This window comes from Streptomyces sp. NPDC048484 (genome assembly GCF_040651415.1).
Classification (GTDB): domain Bacteria; phylum Actinomycetota; class Actinomycetes; order Streptomycetales; family Streptomycetaceae; genus Streptomyces.
The window spans coordinates 332,249-354,920 of the sequence record NZ_JBEZJY010000001.1 but is presented as its reverse complement, the minus strand read 5'-3'; the positions used below and the strand labels follow the sequence as shown (position 1 = coordinate 354,920).

Below are 22,672 nucleotides of genomic sequence, written 5' to 3'. Positions count from 1 at the left end.
TCTGCAGGGGTATTAAGTTGAAGTTAATGCTGGAGGTGGTGCGGTGCTCGACGTCCGGCGCATCCTGCTCTTCACCGAAGTCGCCCGCCGGGGCTCGGTCACCGCGACCGCACGGGCCCTCAACTACACTCCGTCAGCGGTGTCCCAGCAGGTCAGCCGCCTGGAGGCGGAGGCTGGACAGCCCCTGCTGGAGCGCCATGCGCGGGGCGTCACGCTCACCGACGCGGGCCGCGCCCTGGCCGAACGCGGGGAGCGGATCAAGCGCGAACTGACGGCCGCGGCGAACGAGCTCGCCGACTTCGTGGGGCTGCGTGCGGGCACCCTCCGGGTCGGCACCTTCCCCACCGTCGGCGCCTCTCTCCTCCCACGGGCCGTGATCGCCTTCCGGGAAGCACATCCAGACGTACGGCTGACGGTGCGCAGTGCCCGTATCGCGGGCCTGTGGGCGATGCTGGAGAGCCGGGAGGTCGAGATGTCCTTGATGTGGGACTACGACTGGAACCGAATCGATCGCGAAGACATCGTGGTCACCCCACTCGTCGACGACCCTCCGACGCTCCTCGTCAGCAACGACCACCCGCTCGCCGGCCAGCCCCTGGCCGCCCTCGCCGACTTCGCGAACGACTCCTGGATCACCCGTGCCGACAACCACCCGGTGGCCGAGGCTCTCGCCCGCAGCTGCCACGCAGCCGGGTTCGAGCCGCAGATCGCCTACGAGGCCCACGACTACCAGGAGGCCCAGGCCATGGTCGCCGCCGGCATCGGCGTCGCCCTCGCCCCCACCCTCGCCCTGGAAGGCATCCGAGGCGGCGTCAGCGTCCTGCCGCTGCAACCCCCGGCCCCGGTGCGCCGCATCCTCCTCGTCCGCATGAGCGACCACGTCCTCACACCTGCCGCCCAGGCCTTCGCGGGCTTCCTGCGCGACAGCGCGGCGGTCGGCGCGCCGTCCTGACATGCCTCGGGGACCGGATCGTCACGATCCGGTCTCGGGTCTTGATTAACACCTGTGTAATCGATTCCAATCGCTTCAGTAGGTCGCATGTAATCGATTCCACAAGGAGGTGGAGCGTCGATGGCGAGCATCAAGGACGTCGCCGCCGAGGCGGGTGTGTCCGTCGCCACGGTCTCGCGTGTCCTGAACGACCACCCGTCGGTGAGCGCGGAAGCCCGCGCACGTGTGCTGGCCGCCGTCGGGGCACTGGGCTACCGCCCGAACGCCGTCGCCCGCTCCCTGCGCACCGACCAGACCCGCACGCTCGGCCTGGTCATCAGCGACGTACTCAACCCGTACTTCACCGAGCTGGCCCGCTCCGTCGAGGAGGAGGCCCGCGCCCTCGGCTACAGCGTCATCATCGGAAACGCCGACGAACGGTCCGAGTTGCAGGACCACCACGTCCGTACGCTCCTCGACCGCCGTATCGACGGCCTGCTGGTCTCCCCCACGGACGGCGGCTCGGCGCTGATGCTGGACGCCGCGCGCGCGGGGACCCCGATGGTCTTCGTGGACCGCTGGATACCGGGCATGGACGTGCCCGTGGTCCGGGCGGACGGGCGCGCCGCCGTGCACGACCTGGTCGCCCATCTGCACGGCCTCGGCCACCGCAGGCTCGCCATCATCGCGGGCCCGGCGACCACCACCACCGGCAGCGAGCGGGTGGAGGCCTTCCGGGACGCCCTGCGCGAGTACGGGCTCCCGCTGCCCGACGCGTACATAGGACAGGGCGACTTCCAGGCGGCCAGCGGCCGGCGGGCGATCGAGGAGTTCCTCGACCTGGCCGAGCCGCCCGAGGTCGTCTTCGCGGCCGACAACCTGATGGCCCTGGGCGCGCTGGACGCCATCCGCGCACGCGGACTGCGGGTTCCCGACGACATCGCGCTCGCGGCGTTCGACGACATCCCGTGGTTCGTGCACACCGATCCGCCCATCACGGCGATCGCCCAGCCGACCCCCGAGCTGGGCCGGGCCGCCGTACGCGCCGTGGTGGACCGCATCGAGGGGCGGACCCCGCAGTCGGTGACCCTCGCCGCCCGGCTCGTCGTCCGCCGCTCCTGCGGCGAACCGCCCGCCATGGACAGCACACCCACCCCCAGCACAGCCACGAACGTCACTCAAAGGAGCAACCCGTGAGCAGCAGCCCGGACGAGTTGCTGCGTATCGAAGGGATACGCAAGACCTTCCCCGGTGTGGTCGCGCTCGACAGCGTCGACTTCGATCTGCGCCGCGGCGAGGTGCACGTACTGCTCGGTGAGAACGGTGCGGGCAAGAGCACCCTCATCAAGATGCTGTCCGGCGCCTACCGGCCCGACGCCGGGAAGATCGTGGTCGACGGCCGGAAGGTCCGCATCCACGACGCGCAGGACGCCGCGCGCCTCGGGATCGCGACCATCTACCAGGAGTTCAACCTGGTCCCCGATCTGACGGTCGCCGAGAACATCTTCCTGGGCCGCCAGCCGCGCCGCCTGGGGATGATCGACCGGAAGCGGATGGAGGCCGACGCCGCCGTGCTTCTGGAGCGGGTCGGCGTCCAGGTGTCCCCCCGCACGCGGGTGCGTGAACTCGGTATCGCCCGCCTCCAGATGGTCGAGATCGCGAAGGCGCTGAGCCTGGACGCGCGCGTCCTGATCATGGACGAGCCGACCGCGGTGCTCACCTCCACGGAGGTCGAGAAGCTCTTCCGGATCGTGCGCAAGCTGCGCGAGGACGGCGTGGGCATCGTCTTCATCACGCACCACCTGGAGGAGATCGCCGCCCTGGGCGACCGGGTCACGGTCCTCCGGGACGGCAGGAGCGTCGGCCAGGTGCCCGCCTCCACGTCCGAGGACGATCTCGTACGCATGATGGTGGGCCGTTCCATCGAGCTGCAGTATCCGCGCGAACGGCCCGACAGCGACGACAACAGCGACACCGGCACCGGCACCGCGTTGCTCACCGTGGACGGGCTCACCAGGGCCGGTGTCTTCCACGACGTCAGCTTCGAGGTGCGGGCCGGTGAGGTCGTCGGGATCGCGGGCCTCGTCGGAGCGGGACGCACCGAGGTCGTCCGGGCGGTCTTCGGGGCCGACCCGTACGACAGGGGATCGGTCGCGGTCGCCGGAGAACGGCTGCCGCGCCACGACGTCAACGCGGCGATGACCGCCGGGATCGGGCTCGTCCCCGAGGACCGCAAGGGTCAGGGGCTGCTGCTCGACGCCTCCGTCGAGGAGAACCTCGGGCTGGTCACCCTGCGCGCCGCCACCCGCGGCGGGCTCGTCGACCTCAAGGGCCAGCGGACGGCCGCCGCGAAGATCGCCGAGCAGCTGGGCGTACGGATGGCCGGGCTCGGCCAGCACGTGCGGACCCTCTCCGGCGGCAACCAGCAGAAGGTCGTCATCGGCAAGTGGCTGCTCGCCGACACCAAGGTGCTGATCCTCGACGAGCCGACCCGTGGCATCGACGTGGGCGCCAAGGTCGAGATCTACCAGCTGGTCAACGAGCTGACAGCCGCCGGACACGCCGTCCTGATGATCTCCAGCGATCTGCCCGAGGTGCTCGGTATGAGCGACCGGGTGCTGGTGATGGCCCAGGGCCGGATCACCGGTGAACTCTCCGCCGACGAGGCGACCCAGGACTCCGTGATGGCACTCGCCGTCAGCACACCCACAGCATCCGTCACGAGCAACACCCACAACAACACCAACTCTGCTACCTCCGGGGAGGGCTCCCGTGGCCACTGACTCGCTCAAGAGCACAACGGGCGCGAGTCGCGCTCCGGGCGGCCTGCGCCGTCTTCTGCTCGACAACGGCGCGCTCACCGCGCTCATCATTCTCGTCATCGCGATGTCGGCCCTGTCCGGCGACTTCCTGACGACGGACAATCTGCTCAACATCGGCGTCCAGGCGGCCGTGACGGCCATCCTCGCCTTCGGTGTGACCTTCGTGATCGTCTCGGCGGGCATCGACCTGTCGGTCGGTTCCGTGGCCGCGCTGTCGGCCACCGTCCTTGCCTGGACGGCGACTTCGGAGGGCGTACCGGTCTGGCTTGCGGTGATCCTCGCGGTCGCCACCGGCATAGCGTGCGGCCTGGTCAACGGCGTCCTGATCTCGTACGGGAAGCTGCCGCCGTTCATCGCGACGCTGGCCATGCTGTCGGTGGGCCGCGGTCTGTCCCTGGTGATCTCGCAGGGCTCCCCGATCGCCTTCCCGGAGTCGGTCTCGCACCTCGGTGACACGCTGGGCGGCTGGCTGCCCGTGCCGGTCCTCCTGATGGTCGTCATGGGGCTGGTCACGGCCCTGATCCTGGGGCGTACGTACATCGGGCGCTCCATGTACGCGATCGGCGGCAACGAGGAGGCGGCCCGCCTCTCCGGGCTGCGGGTGAAGCGGCAGAAGCTCGTCATCTACGCGCTGTCGGGGCTCTTCGCGGCCGCCGCGGGCATCGTGCTCGCCTCCCGGCTGTCCTCCGCGCAGCCGCAGGCCGCGCAGGGTTACGAGCTGGACGCGATCGCCGCTGTCGTCATCGGCGGCGCCTCCCTCGCGGGCGGCACCGGCAAGGCGTCCGGGACGCTGATCGGCGCGCTGATCCTCGCGGTGCTGCGCAACGGCCTCAACCTCCTGTCCGTGTCGGCGTTCTGGCAGCAGGTCGTCATCGGTGTGGTCATCGCGCTGGCGGTGCTGCTCGACACCGTGCGGCGCAAGGCGGGGGCGACCCCGGTCACGTCCGGCGCCGGAGGCGCGGCGGGCCTGAAGGGTCCACAGGCCATCAAGTACGGGCTCGCCGTGGTCCTCGTGGCGGCGATCGTGGGCGGCCTGTCCCTGTTCAACAACGGCTCGTCCTCCGCGAACCCGAAGGTGGGCCTGTCCCTCTCCACTCTGAACAACCCCTTCTTCGTACAGATCAAGGAGGGCGCGCAGGCCGAGGCGAAGAAGCTCGGGGCGGACCTGACCGTCACAGACGCGCAGAACGACGCCTCGCAGCAGGCCAACCAACTGCAGAACTTCACCAGCGAGGGCGTCGACTCGATCATCGTCAACCCGGTGGACTCGGACGCGGCGGGCCCGTCGGTGCGCTCCGCGAACAAGTCCGACATCCCCGTCGTCGGTGTCGACCGGGGCGTCAACAAGGCGAAGACGGCCGCGCTCGTGGCCTCCGACAACGTCGAGGGCGGCAAGCTGGGCGCCAAGGCGCTGGCCGAGAAGCTGGGCGGCAAGGGAAAGATCGTCATCCTGCAGGGACTGGCCGGGACCTCCGCGAGCCGTGAGCGCGGCGCGGGCTTCGCGGCGGGCCTGAAGGACTACCCGGACATCGAGGTGGTCGCCAGGCAGCCCGCCGACTTCGACCGCACGAAGGGTCTTGACGTGATGACGAACCTGCTCCAGGCCCACCCGGACGTCCAGGGCGTCTTCGCCGAGAACGACGAGATGGCGCTCGGCGCTGTCAAGGCACTGGGCTCCAAGGCCGGAAAGTCGGTACAGGTCATCGGCTTCGACGGCACGCCCGACGGTCTGAAGGCGGTCGAGGAGGGCACGATGTACGCCTCCGTGGCACAGCAGCCGAAGGAACTCGGGAGGATCGCGGTGGAGAACGCGCTGCGCGCGGCCGACGGCAAGAAGGTCGAGCAGACGGTGAAGGTCCCGGTGAAGGTGGTCACGGCGAAGAACGTGGCCGGCTTCACCGGCTGACCCCGCCCACCACACCGCATGCCCCTACGGGGAGCTACAGACTCCCCTCCGGGGAGCAACAGGGAGACAGTCCATGTTCGAGTACGACCTGCTGGTCGTGGGGTCGGCCAACGCCGATCTGGTCATCGGTGTCGAGCGGCGGCCGGGCGCCGGGGAGACCGTGCTCGGCTCCGACCTGGCCCTGCACCCCGGCGGGAAGGGCGCCAACCAGGCGGTCGCCGCCGCCCGGCTCGGGGCGCGGACGGCGCTCCTCGCCCGGATCGGCGACGACGCGCACGGCCGGCTGCTGCTCGACTCGCAGCGGGCGGCCGGGGTCGACACGTCCGGTGTCCTTGTCGGCGGCGCGCCCACCGGCGTCGCGCTCATCACCGTGGACCCGTCCGGGGACAACAGCATCGTGGTGTCGCCAGGCGCGAACGGCCGGCTGACCCCGGACGACATCCGTGCGGCACCGGCGGCGGCCCTGCTCTCGGCCTCCCGCGTCGTGTCGACCCAGCTGGAGATCCCCCTGGAGACGGTCACGGAGGTCGTACGGGGCTTGCGGCCCGGCACCCGCTTCGTACTGAACCCGTCCCCGCCGCGGGAGTTGCCCGAGGACGTGCTCGCGGCCTGCGATCCGCTGATCGTGAACGAGCACGAGGCGCAGGTGGTGCTCGGCGCGGACGCGGGCGCGACACCCGAGGAGTGGGCCGGGGCGCTTCTCGCACTCGGCCCGCGTTCGGTGGTCGTCACCCTGGGCGAGGAGGGTGCCCTGGTCGCCGACGCCTCGGGCACGGCGCGTGTCCCCGCCGTGAAGGTGAACGTCGTGGACACGACCGGCGCCGGCGACTCCTTCACCGCAGCGCTGGCCTGCCGGCTGGGCGCCGGGGACTCGCTCGCGGACTCGGCGGCGTACGCGGCCCGCGTGGGCGCCGTCGCCGTCACCCGAGAGGGCGCGCAGGCGTCCTTCCCCACTACCGAAGAGGTCGCCGCCGTATGAAGAGGGCCGGAATCCTGAACCGTCATCTGGCGGGCGCCCTGGCCGAACTGGGCCACGGCGACGGCGTACTGATCTGCGACGCGGGCATGCCCATACCGGGCGGTCCTCGGGTCGTCGACCTGGCGTTCCGGGCCGGGGTGCCGTCCTTCGAGGAGGTCCTGGAGGGCCTGCTGGACGAGCTGGTCGTGGAGGGTGCGACGGCGGCGTCGGAGGTACGGGAGGCGAACCCGGCGGCGTCCGCCCTGCTGACCGGCCGCTTCCCGGCCACGCTGACCTACGTCTCGCACGACGACCTGAAGGCCCTCTCGGCCGGCGCCCGTCTGATCGTGCGGACCGGCGAGGCCCGCCCGTACGCGAACGTACTGCTGCACTGCGGCGTCTTTTTCTGAGCCGTCGGGTGAGCCGTTGAAGTGGGCTCTTCAGGAGGCGGAAATATTTCGAGGGGGCCCGGTCCGTCGACCGGGCCCCCTCGGTTCCCCTCCCCCAGAATCAGAACCCCCGCGATCCCCCCGGATCCCCCTCCAGCGGTCCTGATGCCAAGTACGACCCGCGAGGTGGGGGGAGGGTTGCACGGTGTCCTGAGATTTTTTTGAGGTTTCCCCCGGCAGGTCCGGGCGCCGCTGTCACGCCGCGTGTTCCACGAACCGCGCCGCCGTTTCCGCGAGGACCTCGCGGCCGTCCCTGGCCCACAGGCCGTCGTTGAACAGCTCGACCTCGATGGGTCCTGTGTAGCCCGCCGCCTCGACGTACGCCTTCCACTCGCGCATGTCGATCGAGCCGTCGCCGATCTGGCCGCGGCCGTTGAGGACTCCCTCGGGCAGCGGGGTGGTCCAGTCGGCGAGCTGGAAGGTGTGGATGCGGCCGGCGGCGCCCGCGCGGGCGATCTCCGCGGGGGCCCGGTCGTCCCACCAGAGGTGGTACGTGTCGACCGTGACGCCTACCTGGTGGGCGGGGAAGCGTTCCGCGAGGTCGAGGGCCTGGGTGAGCGTGGAGACCACGCAGCGGTCCGAGGCGTACATCGGGTGGAGCGGCTCGATGGCCAGACGCACACCCCGCTCCTCGGCGTACGGGCCCAGCTCCCCCAGGGCGTCCGCGATCCGCTCCCGGGCGCCGTGGAGGTCCTTGGAGCCCGCCGGGAGCCCGCCGGAGACCAGCACGAGCGTGTCCGTGCCGAGGGTGGCGGCCTCGTCGATCGCCAGCCGGTTGTCGTCGAGGGCCTTCGCCCGCTCGGCCGGGTCGATCGCCGTGAGGAAGCCGCCGCGGCAGAGGGTGGTGACGGCCAGACCCGCGTCGCGGACCAGCTTGGCCGTCCGCTCCAGACCGTACGTCTGGACCGGGGCCCGCCACAGGCCCACGCCCGGGACACCCAACTCCCGGCAGGCATCGACCAGTTCGGGCATCGACAGCTGCTTGACCGTCATCTGGTTGATGCTGAAGCGGGCGAGGTCCCCGAGAGGGCTCGTGTTCGGACTCGTGGTCACTGGTTCACTCCGTACAGGGCCAGCAGGTTCTTCATGCGTGCCTCGGCGAGCGCCGGGTCGGGGAACAGGCCCAGGCCGTCGGCGAGTTCGTACGCGCGAGCGAGGTGCGGCAGCGAACGGGCCGCCTGGAGGCCGCCGACCATCGTGAAGTGGGACTGGTGGCCCGCGAGCCAGGCCAGGAGGACCACGCCCGTCTTGTAGAAGCGGGTCGGGGTCTGGAAGAGGTGGCGGGACAACTCGACGGTGGGGTCGAGCAGTTCACGGAAGCCGTCCGTGTCGCCCGTGTCCAGGACCCGGACCGCCTCTGCCGCCAGCGGGCCCAGCGGGTCGAAGATGCCGAGCAGGGCATGGCTGAAGCCCTGGTCGTCGCCCGCGATCAGCTCCGGGTAGTTGAAGTCGTCACCGGTGTAGCAGCGCACCCCGTCGGGGAGCTTGCGGCGCAGGTCGATCTCGCGCTGGGCGTCCAGCAGGGAGACCTTGATGCCGTCGACCTTGTCGGGGTGGGCGGCGATGACCTCCAGGAACGTGCTGGTCGCGGCGTCCAGGTCGGTGCTGCCCCAGTAGCCCTCCAGGGCCGGGTTGAACATCGGGCCCAGCCAGTGCAGGACCACGGGCTCGGCGGACTGGCGGAGCAGGTGGCCGTACACCTCCAGATAGTCCTCGGGGCCCTTGGCGACGGCGGCCAGCGCCCGTGAGGCCATCAGGATGGCCCGCGAGCCGGACTCCTCGACGAGAGCGAGCTGCTCCTCGTACGCGGCCCGCACCTCGTCCAGGCTGTACGGGTACCCGATCTCGGTGACCGACAGCTGGTCGGTGCCGACGCCGCAGGCGATCAGGCCGCCGACCGCCTTGGCCTCCGCCGACGAACGGCGGATCAGTTCGGCCGCACCCGCCCAGTCGAGTCCCATCCCGCGCTGGGCCGTGTCCATCGCCTCGGCGACACCGAGTCCGTGGGACCACAGATGGCGGCGGAAGGCGAGGGTCGCGTCCCAGTCGACGGCGGCCGGGGAGTCCGGCGAGACATCGGCGTACGGGTCGGCCACGACGTGCGCCGCCGAGAAGACCGTACGGGAGGTGAAGGGGGCGCCGGTGGTGACGGTGAGGGGTTCGGTGCGCGGGGTGTAGGTGCGCAACTCGCCGCCAGCACCCGGCAGTTGGATGCTCCGGAACTTCCCGTTCTTCTCGCTCTTCTCGCTCTTCTCGTTCGTCACAGCGAAACCTCCGGGACGTCGAAGCGGCGGCCCTCGGCCGAGGACTTCAGCCCCAGCTCGGCGAGCTGGACTCCGCGGGCGCCGGCCAGGAGGTCCCAGTGGTAGGGCGCGTCGGCGTAGACGTGCTTGAGGAAGAGCTCCCACTGCGCCTTGAAGCCGTTGTCGAACTCGGTGTTGTCGGGCACCTCCTGCCACTGGTCGCGGAAGACCTCGGTGGCGGGGATGTCCGGGTTCCAGACCGGCTTGGGGGTCGCGGACCGGTGCTGGACACGGCAGTTGCGCAGCCCGGCGACCGCCGAGCCCTCGGTGCCGTCGACCTGGAACTCGACGAGTTCGTCGCGGTTGACGCGTACCGCCCAGGAGGAGTTGATCTGGGCGATCGCGCCGCCCTCCAGCTCGAAGACGCCGTACGCGGCGTCGTCGGCCGTGGCGTCGTACGGCTTGTTCTGCTCGTCCCAGCGCTGCGGGATGTGGGTGGCGGTGAGCGCCTGGACCGTCTTCACCCGGCCGAACAGCTCGTGCAGCACGTACTCCCAGTGCGGGAACATGTCGACGACGATGCCGCCGCCGTCCTCGCTCCGGTAGTTCCACGAGGGGCGCTGCGCGGACTGCCAGTCCCCCTCGAAGACCCAGTAGCCGAACTCACCGCGGACGGAGAGGATGCGGCCGAAGAAACCGCCGTCGATGAGCCTCTTGAGCTTGAGCAGTCCGGGGAGGAAGAGCTTGTCCTGGACGACGCCGTGCTTGATGCCGGCCTCGTTCGCCAGCCGGGCAAGGGCCAGGGCACCGTCGAGGCCGGTCGCGGTCGGCTTCTCCGTGTAGATGTGCTTGCCGGCCGCGATCGCCTGCTTGAGCGCCTCCTCGCGCGCCGAGGTGACCTGGGCGTCGAAGTAGATGTCGACGGTCGGGTCGGCGAGGACGGCGTCGAGGTCGGTGGACCAGTGCTCTATGCCGTGCTGGTCCGCGATCGCCTTCACGGCGTGCTCGCGGCGGCCGACAAGGACCGGCTCGGGCCACAGCACGGTTCCGTCGCCGAGGTCGAGTCCGCCCTGCTCGCGCAGGGCGAGGATCGAGCGGACGAGGTGCTGGCGGTAGCCCATGCGTCCCGTCACGCCGTTCATGGCGATGCGCACCGTCTTGCGTGTCACGTCATTCCCTTCGTACGCGTCCCGCGCCGCGTACGCCCCGCCGGTGGACCCCGGTGAACTGGTGAGCGTCACAGCAAGCGCTTTCTATGTAAGGAGAAGCTAGCCTCTGTGCAGCGGATCGGACAAGACCACGGGAGGGAAGAGTTGTTCGAGGGGGCGAACGGGAGGGGCTCGCGGGCTTAGGGTCTGCCCGTGCTCTGCCCGTGCTCTGCCCGTGCTCCGCACGTGCCTGCACCGCGCCTGGACCTGCCCACAGGTGCCGTACGTGCCCGTACATGCCTGTACAGGCCGGCATGAGCCCGGGGCCGTGTGGGCCTCGCCGCTCCCTGACCGTAAGGTCTGCACCACTCGGGCCGACCGTATGGTCTGCACCACTCGGGCGGGGGCGCGACACCGGGCCGGCACAGGAGTAGTACGGCACTGAGGACGACGACGAGATGTGCGACCGGAGGACGACGAGATGACGGTGACCCTGGCGGACGTGGCGACCCGCGCGCAGGTCTCGCCCGCGACGGTGTCGCGCGTGCTGAACGGTAACTACCCCGTGGCGGCCTCCACCCGTGAGCGGGTACTGCGGGCCGTGGACGAACTGGACTACGTACTGAACGGCCCCGCGAGCGCGCTCGCGGCCGCCACCTCCGACCTGGTGGGGATCCTGGTCAACGACATCGCCGACCCGTTCTTCGGGATCATGGCGGGGGCGATCCAGGCCGAGATCGGCGGGCCGGGAGGCCGGGCGGGCGGGGAGCGGCTCGCCGTCGTGTGCAACACCGGCGGCTCCCCTGAGCGCGAACTCACCTACCTCACCCTCCTTCAGCGCCAGCGCGCCGCGGCGGTGGTGCTCACCGGCGGGGCCGTGGAGAACACGGCGCACGCGGCGGCCGTGGCGACGAAACTGCGCAAGCTCGTCGAGGCGGGAACGCGCGTGGTGCTGTGCGGGCGTCCGCCGACACCGGCGGACACCGGCGCGATGGCCCTCACCTTCGACAACCGGGGCGGCGGGCAGCAGCTCACCGAGCATCTGATCGGCCTCGGCCATCGGCGCATGGGCTACATCGCGGGCCCGGAGGAGCGCACCACGACCCGCCATCGCCTGGAGGGCCACCGGGACGCGCTCGCCGCGCACGGCATCCCGGACGATCCCGCCCGGACCGTCCACGGGCGCTACGACCGGCGGGCGGGGTACGAGGCGACGATCGAACTGCTGGGCCGTGAGCCGGACTTGACGGCTGTCGTGGCCGCCAACGACACGGTCGCCCTCGGCGCGTGTGCCGCTCTGCGGGACTCGGGTCTGCGCATCCCGGACGACGTGTCCGTCGTCGGCTTCGACGACCTTCCCTTCAGCATCGACGCGGTGCCCGCGTTGACGACCGTGCGGTTGCCGCTCGCGGATGCAGGGACCCGGGCGGGCCGGATTGCCATGGGACGGGAGGATGTTCCGCCCGGGGGGATCGCCGCGATTCAGGGGGAGTTGATGGTGCGGGGGTCGACGGGGGCACCCAAGGGGGCCTGAGGACTTTCGGGGCGCAGGTACGTACGTGGTGGTGTGACGGGTGCGGGTTTGTGGGGGCTGGAGGCGCCGCTCCCCCGCGCCCCTGAAAGACGCGCCCCCCGTCCGCCGTCCCGACGTTCGGCCGCGCTGATACACAACTGAGCGGTTGCCGTGCTGTGCCTGATACGTGGGTGAGGCCCGGTGGCAGAGCGCTGAGTCCAGGATCAGGGGCCGGACGGGACGGCCGGGTGCTGATCCCTCCGTACGGGCCCGCCGGCCGTTACGCCGGCGGGGGACGAAAGGGAGTCAGGCACCTATGCGCAAGTGGACAAGTTCCAAGGCGGCCGCCGTTCTGACAGCGGGGGTCGCCGTGGGGGCGACCGTGATGTCCGCCCTACCGGCGGGGGCCGTCGTGGGTGGCACCGAGTCGACGCGGGCCTATTCGTTCATGGGCTCGTTCCAGCTGTCCTATCCCGCGCCGCCGCGTGCGGACCGCCACGGCTGTGGGGTGGAGGTCCTCGCGCCGCAGTGGGTTCTGACCGCCAGCCACTGCGCCGGCCGGAACCCGACCCAAGCGAAGACGGGTGTCCCACGGGGCTGGAAGGTCCGGGTCGGGTCACTGGACACCACGTCCGGGGGCGAGGTCGCCGAGGTCGACCATTACTACAGGCTGGCGACCAACAACGATGAGGGCGGGTTCTGGGGCCGGGACGTGGCGTTGCTGCATCTGCGGACCCCGGTCCGGGCCAAGCCCGTGCGGATCGCTTCGACCACGCCCGCGGACAACACGCCCGTCCGCATCACGGGCTGGGGCATGACCTGCGACGACGGTACCGATCCGGCGTGTTTCCCCACGCGGCTGCGGGAGGCCGACACCGTCGTGCAGCCGAGCTCGAAGTGTTCCTCACTGATCACCGGAGAGTTGTGCGTCGGCAGCGCCGACGGCAGCGTCGCCGCGTCGAACATGGACTCCGGCGGGCCCGCTCTGGTCCGCGAGAGCGGCCAGTGGGCGGTGGCCGGCGTGGTCAGCGGCCCCGACGAGACCGGCAAGACGCTCTACACCGATGTCACCAAGCACGCCGCCTGGATCAACGGCATCATCAAGGGCACCGACGTGCCCCCCGACGACCGGATCCCGAACGTGGAAGGCGCGGCGGACCTCGGCACCTGCGCGGGCTCGGTGGTCAGCACCCCGGTCTCCCGGCCGCAGGACCCGGCGCTGTTGCTGACCAACGGTCACTGCGTGCAGGGAGAACGGCCCGCGCCCGGAACTGCGCTGGTGGACCAGCCGGCCGACCGCGAGGTGCCCATCGCCGACCGTCAGGGCTACCCGCAGAGCACCGCCCGTGCGAAGCGGTTGGTGTACGCGACGATGACCGGCACCGACATCGCGCTCTACCGCCTCGACAAGACCTACGCGCAGTTGAAAGCCGAGGGCGCGAAGGTCTTCCGACTCGCCTCCACCCCCGTACGCGCGGGCGACCCGCTGACCCTGGCCTACACCGGCGGCCGTCTTGCCTGCAAGGCCGAGGCCGTGGTCCCACACCTGAGGGAGGGCGGCTACCAGATGGACAACTCGATCCGCTACGCCACCAGCGACGGCTGCAACCCCTGGGGCGGCACCTCCGGTTCGGCACTGCTGGCCCCCGACGGCAACACGGTCGTGGGGATCCACAACACCCACAACGAAACCGGCGAGCAGTGCACCGACAACAACCCCTGCGAGGTGGGCCCGGACGGAGCCGTCACCTCCGTGCAGGGCCGTGGCTACGGCCAGCAGGTCCAGCTGATGGCAGCCTGCCTCACCGAGGGGTCGAAGCTGGACCTGTCCCACCGGGGCTGCACCCTCACCAGTGCCACGCCTCGTTCCGGCCACCGCAAGTGACCAGGACCAGGACCAGCACAGCGGCCCAGCCCCACGACGCCTGACCCGACTTCTGGCCCGACTTCTGGCCCGACTTCTGACCCGATCAGCAATTCGGCAGCGAGGGGGGCTCCGTCGCATGATGGGCCTCCAGCACCTACGTCCGATGGGGAGAGATGTCAGTTCCAGTGGCCGGGGGAAAGGCCTCGGCGCCTGTGGCGATCCTGCTCGTCGAGGACGACGAGGTGATCCGCAGGTCGGTCACGATGGCGCTGGAGCGCTACGGCTACCGTGTCACCTCCGCCGGTGACGGGCTGACCGGTCTCGAACTGTTCAGGGAGGGCGGGCACGACCTGCTGTTGCTGGACGTCATGCTGCCGGAGCTCGACGGCATCGGGCTGTGCCGCCGGATCCGGGAGAGCAGCACGGCCCCGATCCTGATGATGTCGGCCCGCGGGGACAACCTGGATGTCGTGTCCGGCCTGGAGGCCGGCGCCGACGACTACGTCGTCAAGCCGGTCGACACGGCGGTGCTGGTGGCCCGGATCCGATCGCTGCTGCGCCGCGCCACGTTCGCGCCTGCCGTGGCACCGGCGGATCCGACCGCCGCCGCGGCGGCGGTCGGATCCGCGGTCCACCGGTCGGACCAGCCGTACCGGCCGCACTGGTCGGACCGATCGGACCAGAACGACCAGGACGAACCGTGTCGGCAGCGCGCCCGGCTCGTCTTCGGAGACCTGGTCATCGACACGGCCGGCCTGGAGGTGTTCCTTGCCGGTGCGCCGGTCGCGCTGGCCCCTACCGAGCTTCGACTGCTGCTGGAGTTCGCCGCGCACCCCGGAATCGTCCTGGACCGGCAGACACTGCTGCGCAACGTGTGGGACTACGGCTGGGACGGCGACAGCCGGGTGGTCGACCTGTGCGTGCAGCGGCTGCGAAAGAAGATCGACGCCGATCGGATCGAGACGGTCCGAGGCTTCGGCTACAAACTGAGGCGCTGACATGGGAAGCACACGGGCCCTGCTCAACTGGCGCTCGCTGCGCTGGAAGATCGCCCTGTTGGCGGCCACGGCGTGCTGCGGCATCGCGCTGACGGTCGGGCTGCTGGTGCACCACAGCACGTACAAGCGGTCCATGAACGATGGCGCCGCCCGTGCGTACACCGCCCTGGACACCGCCCTCTCGGCGGAGAGCGGCAGCGGGACCGACGGCGTGGTGCACACTCCCGAGGAGATGCCGGCGGACCTGGTGCGGATGGTGCGGGATCACGGGAGTGGCGCCCTGTACGACGAGAGGAACCAGTACTCGCCGCAGATGTGGGCCGGCCGGCGGATGCCGGACGGGCAACTGGCGGCGTTGTCGGTCGACATGACTCCCGACCAGCTCAGCCGCCGTGCCCTGGACCGGCACATGTGGAAGTACTCCCTGGCCGCGCTGGCCGTCATCGTGCCCCTGTCCGCCCTCGCCGCCGAACTTCCCAACCGGCGCCTGCGGCGGGTGGCTCGCACCGCACGGCGCATCGCCTCGGGCGACCTGGCCGCCAGAACCGAGGTGGACGGCCGGGCGGGCGACGAGATCACCGAGATCTCGGCCACCGTCGACTCCATGGCCGACAGTTTGCAGGACCGGCTGCGCAGTGAGCAGCGTTTCACCGCCGACGTCGCGCACGAACTGCGCACCCCGCTGATGGGCCTGGTCACCTCCGCCGAACTGCTCCCCGAGAGCGAGGCCACCGATCTCGTCAGGGACCGGGTCCGGGTGCTGCGCACCCTCGTCGAGGATCTGTTGGAGATCGCCCGCCTCGACGCCGGCGTGGAACACGCCGACCTGCGGCCCGTCGCGCTCCCCGACGTGGTCCGGGACTCGCTGGCCCGCACCGGTCTCGACGCACGGCTCACGGCCGGCGCCGAGCCCGCCATGGTGGAGACGGACCCCCGTCGACTCGACCGGATCCTCGCCAACCTGATCGTCAACGCCCACCGCCACGGCGCCGGCCCGGTCGAGATCACCGTCGAGGGCACGACCGTCGTCGTCCGTGACCACGGCTCCGGCTTTCCCGACAGCCTCCTCGCCGAAGGGCCGCAGCGCTTCCGCACCGGAGCGGCCGAGCGCGGCCGCGGGCACGGCCTCGGACTGACAGTCGCCTCGGGCCAGGCCCAGGTCATCGGCGCTTCACTGCTCTTCTCGAACGCCACCGCCACCGCCACCGCCACCGCCACCGCCGGCGACGGCAGCGGCAGCGGCAGCGGCGGAGCCGTCGCCACGCTCCGGCTGCCGCGGGCGGGCTGACGCCACAGAACCGGCAACAGAACCGATACATGACGGATGACCGGCCGAGCGGTACCGGAGGCATGGTCAACGGCCCGCGGTGACCCGCGCCTTGCAAGGTGATCGACGTGTGCGAACACAGCACGTCGACCACCTTGGAGGTGTCCTGCACATGGACCCTGGCCGCGTCCCACAGGTAGCCGCCATGGCAGCGCTCCTCGACGTGACTTCCGTACCGCCGCCCCCCGCTCCCGCAGCCGCAGCCGCGCCCGAAACCGGCTTTCGGCGCCGAGGCCGGATCATCGCCGGACTCGCGCTCTCCGCCGCCCTGGTGATGCTCGGCCACTCCCACATCCCCAACCGGCCCGGCCACCTCGGCAGCCTCGTCGAGACCTTTCTGCCCTGGACGGGCCTGGCCGTACCGCTGCTGCTGGCCTGCGCCCTGATCCGCCGCTCCGCGACCGCCGCCGTGGCCATCACGGTGCCCGCACTCATCTGGTGCTCGCTCTTCGGCGGGACGCTCCTCGACAAACAGTCCGGCGGCGGCGACGAACGGTCGGACGGCGCGGACCTGAGCGTCGTCTCCCACAACGTCAATGAGCACAACCCGCACCCCACCCGCACCGCACGCGCCCTCGCCGCCGCCGGCGCCGACCTGCTGGCCCTCGAAGAACTCGGCGACGCGACACCACGGTACGAACGGGCGCTGGCCGCCGCGTACCCGTACCACGTCGTGCGGGGCACGGTCGGCCTGTGGAGCAAGAGCCCCATCGACACGTCCCGTACGGTGGACATCGCGCCCTGGCCACGCGCCCTGCGCGCCGTCGTCCGTACGCCCGAGGGGCCGGTCGCCGTCTACGTCGCCCATCTGCTCTCGGTCCGCGTCACCGCCGCGTCGGGCTTCACCGCCGCCGCACGCGACGCCGCCGCACACCGTCTCGCCACCGTCCTGCGCGCCGAACCACTGCGCCGCACCGTCCTCGTAGGCGACTTCAACGGCACCCTCGACGACCGGGAACTGTCTCCCGTGGCCTCCCGCATGCGCTCGGCCCAGACGGAGGCGGGCGCCGGATTCGGCTTCACCTGGCCGTCCTCGTTCCCCGTCGCCAGAATCGACCACATCCTCGTCCGCGGCGTGACCCCCCGCGCGTCATGGACACTGCCCGCGACCGACAGCGACCACCTGCCGGTCGCGGCGAAACTGAGGCTGTGACCTCGCGGAAGCCCGGAGGGGGACGGGCCTCGTCAGGGGTTGTCCGGACCGCCCGCACCGGAAAACGGCCAAAACCGTGCCGCGGGACCAGCCTCAGGGACATAATCTCTGACTGAGTCAGCAATCCGAGTCGGCCAGTCGCATCAGACAGTCCGTCAGCTGAGGCAGTCCGTCGAGCCGGTCGTCCGGGCCGGCGCACGAGTCGCGAGGCAGGTGCCAGAAGTCATGACCGTCCAGGACATCCGCTCCTTCAACCGCTTCTACACGAACGTCATCGGCGCCCTCGACTACGGCCGCCACCTCTACGCCCCGTACACGCTCACGGAGTCCCGTGTGCTGTACGAGCTCGCCCACTCCACGCGGACGGACGCCGCCGACCTCCGGGCCGAACTCTCCTTGGACTCGGGCTATTTGAGCCGCATCCTGAACAAGTTCGAGCAGGACGGACTGATCGAGCGCACCCCGTCGGAGCGGGACCCGCGTCGCCGCCGGATCACCCTCACCCCGCGCGGCCGGGAGACGGCCGACCTGCTCGCCGAGCGGGCCCGGGAGAGCGTCGCCTCGCTGCTCGACGCCGTCTCCCCCGCCGACCGGCCGCGGCTGGCGGACGCGATGCGCACGATCCGTACGATCCTGGCGGACGGCCGGGCCCCCCGCCCGGAAGACGTACTGCTGCGCGCGCCGGGGCCGGGCGACCTCGGCTGGATCGTGCAGCGCAACGCGGCGCTCTACAGCGCCGAGTTCGGCTTCAACGCGGACTACGAGGGGCTGGTCGCCCGGATCGTCGCCGACTTCGCCGAGGACCACGACCCGCATCTGGAGCGGGTGTGGATCGCCGAGCTGGACGGCCGTCCGGTGGGCTGCGTGATGTGCGTACGGGACGAGACACCCGGCGCCGCCCGGCTGCGCCTGCTGCTCGTCGAGCCGGACACGCGCGGCCTCGGCATCGGCGACCGGCTGGTGAGTGCCTGTGCCGAGTTCGCCCGGGGGGTCGGCTACCGGGAGATGGTCCTGTGGACGAACAACATCCTGTCCGCTGCCCGCCGCATCTACCAGCGCCACGGATTCGTCCTCGTCGACGAGAAACCGCACCGCTCCTTCGGCGCCGATCTCATCGGCCAGAACTGGCGTATGGACCTGCACGACACACAGGAGTGAGAGAACGCGAGCGGCGGGTAGGGTCCGTTTCATGCCGTGCTGCCCCGGGGACACCTGGGGCGCCCGGCCGGAAGACCCTGCGGACATATCCGCGCCCGTAACCCGACAGCGAAGGTGCGATTTCGTGAAACTGGCCTTCTCCACCCTCGGTGTACCCGGACTCCCGATCAGTGACGTGGTGCGGCTCGCCGCCACCCACGGTTACCACGGCGTCGAGTTGCGCACGCATCCCGAGGAGCCCGTGCACACCGGCCTCGACCTCACCGCACGGGCCGACGTGGCCGCCGAGTTCAAGACGGCGGGCGTCGAGATCCTGGGCCTGGCCGGGTACGCGCGCGTGGCGGCGCCGGGCGACGACGAGCCCGTGATCGCCGAGATCCACGGCCTCCTCGACCTGGCCCGGGACCTCGGCGCCCCCTTCATCCGGGTCTTCCCCGGCGCCGGGAAGGACCAGAGCCCCGAGGAGGGCGACGCGACGGCCGCCCGCCGCCTGGGCACGGCGGCCGAGTACGCCGCCGACCTGGGCGTACGGATCCTGCTGGAGACCCACGACTCGCACCGCACCGGCGCCGACGCGATCCGCGTCCTCGGCCCCGTCGGCCACCGCCAGGTGGGCTCCCTCTGGGACGTCATGCACACCTGGCTCGGCGGCGAGCAGCCCTCGGCCACCTACGCCGCGCTCTCCCCGTTCCTCGGCTACGTCCAGGTCAAGGACATCGCCTCTCCGGACGACACCACTCCGCTGCCGCTCGGCGCGGGCGTCCTCCCGCTCACCGAGTGCGTCGACCTGCTCTCCCGCGAGGGCTGGGACGGCTGGCTGTGCTGGGAGTACGAGAAGCGCTGGTACGAGTCGGCCGCGCCGCTCGAAGACCTGCTGGGCGCGGGCCGGGAGCACCTGTCCCGGCTGCTGAACGAGTCGGCGTAGCGCCCGTTCGGGCGGGCTCACACGGGTCCCGGGCCCGGATCCCGTGGCGCGGGGCACGGGGCCCGTGGCCCGTGGCCCGGGACCACTCCCGCGTACGGCTTTCGCGTACGGGCGGAGGGCGGCCGGGAAACCGGGCGAAACGGCGCCGCTCGGGCCCCTTCACATACTCCCGTTCGTTCTTGTACCGACTTGTACCGACTTCCGGGAATCGCCGGAATCCGGGGAACCCATCCCCGCCGCCCTCCGTCCAATTCGCATGCTGCCGGATGAGTCTCCGCAGTGCGGTGTCGGTTTCGCTGCTGGCTGCGAAAGCTGACCACCCTCTCCGCCGCCTGCGGCCGACAGCACGCCGTCACCGGCGCGCGCCCCTCCAACAGCACCGGTGACGGCCCCTCACCCCGCCCCCGCGCCGCGCCCATCGTTCGCCTGTCCGCGTCGCCTGCCCGCGTCCTGTGTCCGCGCTCTTGACTGGCAGAAATTTCCCGGATATCCGTGACTCCTTGGCAGTTTCCTTCATACTCGCCCCTCCAAGGGCCCATCGGGCCCTCTCCGGAAGGAGCGCACGTGCACACCTCCAGACGTACGCTGCTCGCAGCGACCGCGGGCGCGGCGGCGGCCGTCGCCGCCGGCGGCACCCCGGCAATGGCCGGTGACGGCGCCACCGTGAAGCACGAGGACACCAGGCACGAGGACAAGAGGCTCCGGGCCCTCATCTCCCGCATGACCCTCGAAGAGAAGGTCGGGCAGCTCTTCGTGATGCGGGTGTACGGACACTCGGCGACCGAGCCCGACCAGAGCGACATCGACGCCAACCTCACGGAGATCGGCGTACGGACGGCCGCCGAGCTGATCGCGAAGTACCGGGTCGGCGGGATCATCTACTTCGGGTGGGCGCACAACACCCGTGAACCGCACCAGATCGCGGACCTGAGCAACGGCATCCAGAAGGCCTCGCTGGCACAGCCCCGCGGCCTGCCCGTACTCATCTCCACCGACCAGGAGCACGGCATAGTCGCCCGCGTGGGCACACCGGCGACGCTCTTCCCGGGCGCGATGGCCCTCGGCGCGGGCGGTTCGCGCACCGACGCCCGCACGGCCGGGCGGATCGGCGGCGCCGAGCTGCGGGCCATGGGCATCCGGCAGGACTACGCGCCGGTCGCCGACGTGAACGTGAACCCGGCCAACCCGGTCATCGGCGTACGCTCCTTCGGCGCCGACCCCGAGGCTGTGGCGGGCCTGGTCGCCGCCCAGGTGAAGGGCTACCAGGGCGCCGGGGCCGCGGCCACCTCCAAGCACTTCCCGGGGCACGGCGACACCGAGACCGACAGCCACTACGGCTTCCCGGTCATCGAGCACACCGAGGCGCAGTGGGCCGAACTCGACGCGCCCCCGTTCCGCGCCGCGATCGCGGCCGGCATCGACTCGATCATGACCGCGCACATCATGGTCCCGGCGCTCGATCCGGCCGGTGATCCGGCCACCCTCTCGCGCCCGATCCTCACCGGCATCCTGCGCGAACGGCTCGGCTACGACGGGGTCGTGGTGACGGACTCGCTCGGCATGGAGGGCGTCCGCACGAAGTACGGCGACGACCGGGTGCCCGTGCTCGCCCTGAAGGCCGGGGTCGACCAGCTCCTCAACCCGCCGAAGCTGGACGTCGCCTGGAACGCGGTCCTGCAGGCCGTCCGCGGCGGTGAGCTGACGGAGTCCCGCCTCGACGAATCGATCCTGCGCGTCCTGCGGCTGAAGGCGAAACTGGGGCTGCTGAAGGACCCGTACGTCACGGGGCGCGGCGTGGACCGTACGGTCGGGACCCCCTCGCATCTGAAGTCCGCCGACCGCATCGCCGAGCGGACGACGACCCTGCTGGTCAACTCCGGCCGGCTGCTGCCGCTCTCACGCCGTACGCATACGAAGGTGCTCGTCGTCGGCGCCGACCCGGCCTCGCCGTCCGGCACCACCGGGCCGCCCACGACCGTGCTGGCGGACGCGCTCAACGAGCTGGGGTTCAGCGCCACGGCGCTGTCCACCGGCACGGCGCCCTCCGCCGCGACCGTCGCGAAAGCCGTCGCGGCGGCCCAGGACGCGGACGCGGTGCTGGTGGGAACGTACAACGTCACCGCCTCCTCCAGTCAGCGGACCCTCGTCGGCCAACTGCTCGCGACAGGCCGCCCGGTCATCGCGCTCGCCATCCGCAATCCGTACGACGTGGCCCAACTGCCGGGTGTCAAGGCCTACTTGGCGGCGTACTCCTGGACGGACGTCGAGCTGCGCGCCGCGGTACGGGTGGTGGCGGGGCAGGTGGGCCCGACCGGCAAGCTGCCGGTACCGGTGCAGCGCGCGGACGACCCGGCGCACGTGCTGTATCCCGTAGGGCACGGCCTGACCTACTAGGACCTGTCCGGTCGATGTGCGGGGCCGCGCGCACGGGCCTGGCGTACCGGGCCTACGACGCGCACCCCGCCCTCCACCCCCAAGTGACGCAAAGCACCCGGCACGCCTGACGGGGCCCGCCGCGGCGGTTCACGCTGGGCGGAGGGATCGGGGGACGTCATGCACGATGCACGGGGCGCGGGCGCGGGCGCGCGGGGCGTGGGCGCCCGCCACGCGGGGTCTGCGGGAGTGACGGCGGCAGTGATGTGCGCGCTGCTGCTGGTGGTGGTGGCAGTGGCCCTTTCCGGATGCCAGCAGTCGTCCGGGTCCGATGACGGCGGTTCGCAGGAGACGACTCCGGCGCCGACGGCGACGGCGGTCTCGGGGTACGGGGTGGTGTTCCTCGGGATCGACGAGTGCAGTTCGTTCGGGCGTGAGTCGTTCACCGAGGTGTCGTGCACCAGCGAGAGGGCGGCGGCGCGCGTGGTCGCGCGGCACGACCGCAAGGTGGGCGAGGGGCCGCTCTGTCCCGCCACCACGGACTTCGTGCTGCACATCAACGAGCAGAAGCCATCGGCCGACGAGGACGGTGACGGCGCCGTCCCGGAGGGCTACGCCTGTATGCGCAACCTGGAGGCCCCGCATCCCGGCGACCCGGGCGGCGGCGGAGGCCCCCGCACCATCGTCGGCGACTGTGTCTACAGCGCGGGCGCGGGCGAGGTACGCGAGACGTCGTGCGACAGCAAGGGCGGCGGCAAGGCCCCCGAGTTCAAGGTGAGCGCGGCCGTGGAGAGGCGCTCCGGCTGCCCCGCGTCGACGCAGCTGTACGTCGAACTGGGCGGGCCCAGGCCGGTGGGCTGCGCCCGCCCGTTGTAGCCCGGGGGCTCGACGGGCGGGCGCG

Annotated in this window: 18 protein-coding genes; 15 read left to right on the top strand and 3 right to left on the bottom strand. The window is 71.2% G+C overall.

Features of this window, described 5'->3' with window-relative positions; translation table 11 throughout:
* The first annotated feature begins 43 nt into the window (after nucleotides 1-43).
* From AB0D14_RS01480 to rbsD, 6 genes are all read left to right on the top strand, one after another.
* The gene (locus AB0D14_RS01480) at nucleotides 44-952 is read left to right on the top strand and encodes a LysR family transcriptional regulator (RefSeq protein WP_362772975.1); all 909 of its coding nucleotides are present in this window, start codon (nucleotides 44-46) and stop codon (nucleotides 950-952) included.
* Between the two features lie 120 nt (nucleotides 953-1,072).
* Nucleotides 1,073-2,128: a LacI family DNA-binding transcriptional regulator gene (locus AB0D14_RS01475; protein ID WP_362772972.1), complete on the top strand. Its 1,056-nt coding sequence runs from the start codon at nucleotides 1,073-1,075 to the stop codon at nucleotides 2,126-2,128.
* Nucleotides 2,125-3,714: a sugar ABC transporter ATP-binding protein gene (locus AB0D14_RS01470; protein ID WP_362772969.1), complete on the top strand. Its 1,590-nt coding sequence runs from the start codon at nucleotides 2,125-2,127 to the stop codon at nucleotides 3,712-3,714. Before AB0D14_RS01475 ends, AB0D14_RS01470 begins: the two co-directional genes overlap by 4 nt.
* Nucleotides 3,704-5,659, top strand: coding sequence for a substrate-binding domain-containing protein (locus tag AB0D14_RS01465; RefSeq protein WP_362772966.1), 1,956 nt, complete (start codon nucleotides 3,704-3,706; stop codon nucleotides 5,657-5,659). The genes AB0D14_RS01470 and AB0D14_RS01465 overlap by 11 nt, the downstream gene beginning before the upstream one ends.
* A gap of 73 nt (nucleotides 5,660-5,732) precedes the next feature.
* Nucleotides 5,733-6,638 (top strand): ribokinase, encoded by a 906-nt coding sequence (locus AB0D14_RS01460; RefSeq protein WP_362772964.1) that lies wholly within the window; start codon nucleotides 5,733-5,735, stop codon nucleotides 6,636-6,638.
* Nucleotides 6,635-7,027: a D-ribose pyranase gene (gene rbsD, locus AB0D14_RS01455; protein ID WP_362772961.1), complete on the top strand. Its 393-nt coding sequence runs from the start codon at nucleotides 6,635-6,637 to the stop codon at nucleotides 7,025-7,027. The genes AB0D14_RS01460 and rbsD overlap by 4 nt, the downstream gene beginning before the upstream one ends.
* A gap of 234 nt (nucleotides 7,028-7,261) precedes the next feature.
* Here rbsD and AB0D14_RS01450 read toward each other — a convergent pair whose 3' ends face one another.
* The 3 genes from AB0D14_RS01450 to AB0D14_RS01440 are packed head-to-tail and all read right to left on the bottom strand — an operon-like array spanning nucleotide 7,262 to nucleotide 10,478.
* A complete protein-coding gene (locus AB0D14_RS01450; RefSeq protein ID WP_362773166.1) occupies nucleotides 7,262-8,059 on the bottom strand; it encodes a sugar phosphate isomerase/epimerase family protein in 798 nt (265 codons plus the stop codon).
* 56 nt (nucleotides 8,060-8,115) lie between these two features.
* Nucleotides 8,116-9,279: a dihydrodipicolinate synthase family protein gene (locus AB0D14_RS01445; RefSeq protein ID WP_362773164.1), complete on the bottom strand. Its 1,164-nt coding sequence runs from the start codon at nucleotides 9,277-9,279 to the stop codon at nucleotides 8,116-8,118.
* Between the two features lie 47 nt (nucleotides 9,280-9,326).
* Nucleotides 9,327-10,478: a Gfo/Idh/MocA family oxidoreductase gene (locus tag AB0D14_RS01440; protein WP_362772958.1), complete on the bottom strand. Its 1,152-nt coding sequence runs from the start codon at nucleotides 10,476-10,478 to the stop codon at nucleotides 9,327-9,329.
* 460 nt (nucleotides 10,479-10,938) lie between these two features.
* Between AB0D14_RS01440 and AB0D14_RS01435 the strand changes: the two genes are divergently transcribed.
* The 9 genes from AB0D14_RS01435 to AB0D14_RS01395 all read left to right on the top strand — a co-directional run bounded on the left by AB0D14_RS01435 (nucleotide 10,939) and on the right by AB0D14_RS01395 (nucleotide 22,647).
* Complete coding sequence (locus tag AB0D14_RS01435; protein WP_362772956.1) at nucleotides 10,939-11,991, top strand: LacI family DNA-binding transcriptional regulator; 1,053 nt, start codon at nucleotides 10,939-10,941, stop codon at nucleotides 11,989-11,991.
* 295 nt (nucleotides 11,992-12,286) lie between these two features.
* Entirely contained in the window at nucleotides 12,287-13,855 is a 1,569-nt protein-coding gene (locus tag AB0D14_RS01430) for a trypsin-like serine protease (RefSeq protein WP_362772953.1), read from the top strand.
* A 155-nt stretch (nucleotides 13,856-14,010) separates the two neighbouring features.
* Complete coding sequence (locus AB0D14_RS01425; RefSeq protein ID WP_362772951.1) at nucleotides 14,011-14,835, top strand: response regulator transcription factor; 825 nt, start codon at nucleotides 14,011-14,013, stop codon at nucleotides 14,833-14,835.
* 1 nt (nucleotide 14,836) lies between these two features.
* Entirely contained in the window at nucleotides 14,837-16,123 is a 1,287-nt protein-coding gene (locus tag AB0D14_RS01420; protein WP_362772948.1) for a HAMP domain-containing sensor histidine kinase, read from the top strand.
* Nucleotides 16,124-16,307: 184 nt separating this feature from the next.
* Entirely contained in the window at nucleotides 16,308-17,315 is a 1,008-nt protein-coding gene (locus AB0D14_RS01415) for an endonuclease/exonuclease/phosphatase family protein (RefSeq protein WP_362772945.1), read from the top strand.
* Between the two features lie 225 nt (nucleotides 17,316-17,540).
* Complete coding sequence (locus AB0D14_RS01410; RefSeq protein ID WP_362772942.1) at nucleotides 17,541-18,473, top strand: bifunctional helix-turn-helix transcriptional regulator/GNAT family N-acetyltransferase; 933 nt, start codon at nucleotides 17,541-17,543, stop codon at nucleotides 18,471-18,473.
* Nucleotides 18,474-18,597: 124 nt separating this feature from the next.
* Nucleotides 18,598-19,398, top strand: coding sequence for a sugar phosphate isomerase/epimerase family protein (locus AB0D14_RS01405; RefSeq protein ID WP_362772939.1), 801 nt, complete (start codon nucleotides 18,598-18,600; stop codon nucleotides 19,396-19,398).
* A 564-nt stretch (nucleotides 19,399-19,962) separates the two neighbouring features.
* Nucleotides 19,963-21,792 carry a glycoside hydrolase family 3 N-terminal domain-containing protein gene (locus AB0D14_RS01400; protein ID WP_362772936.1) on the top strand — a complete coding sequence of 610 codons (1,830 nt, stop codon included), beginning with the start codon at nucleotides 19,963-19,965 and terminating at the stop codon, nucleotides 21,790-21,792.
* A gap of 243 nt (nucleotides 21,793-22,035) precedes the next feature.
* Nucleotides 22,036-22,647 (top strand): hypothetical protein, encoded by a 612-nt coding sequence (locus AB0D14_RS01395; RefSeq protein ID WP_362773161.1) that lies wholly within the window; start codon nucleotides 22,036-22,038, stop codon nucleotides 22,645-22,647.
* Nucleotides 22,648-22,672 lie beyond the last annotated feature (25 nt).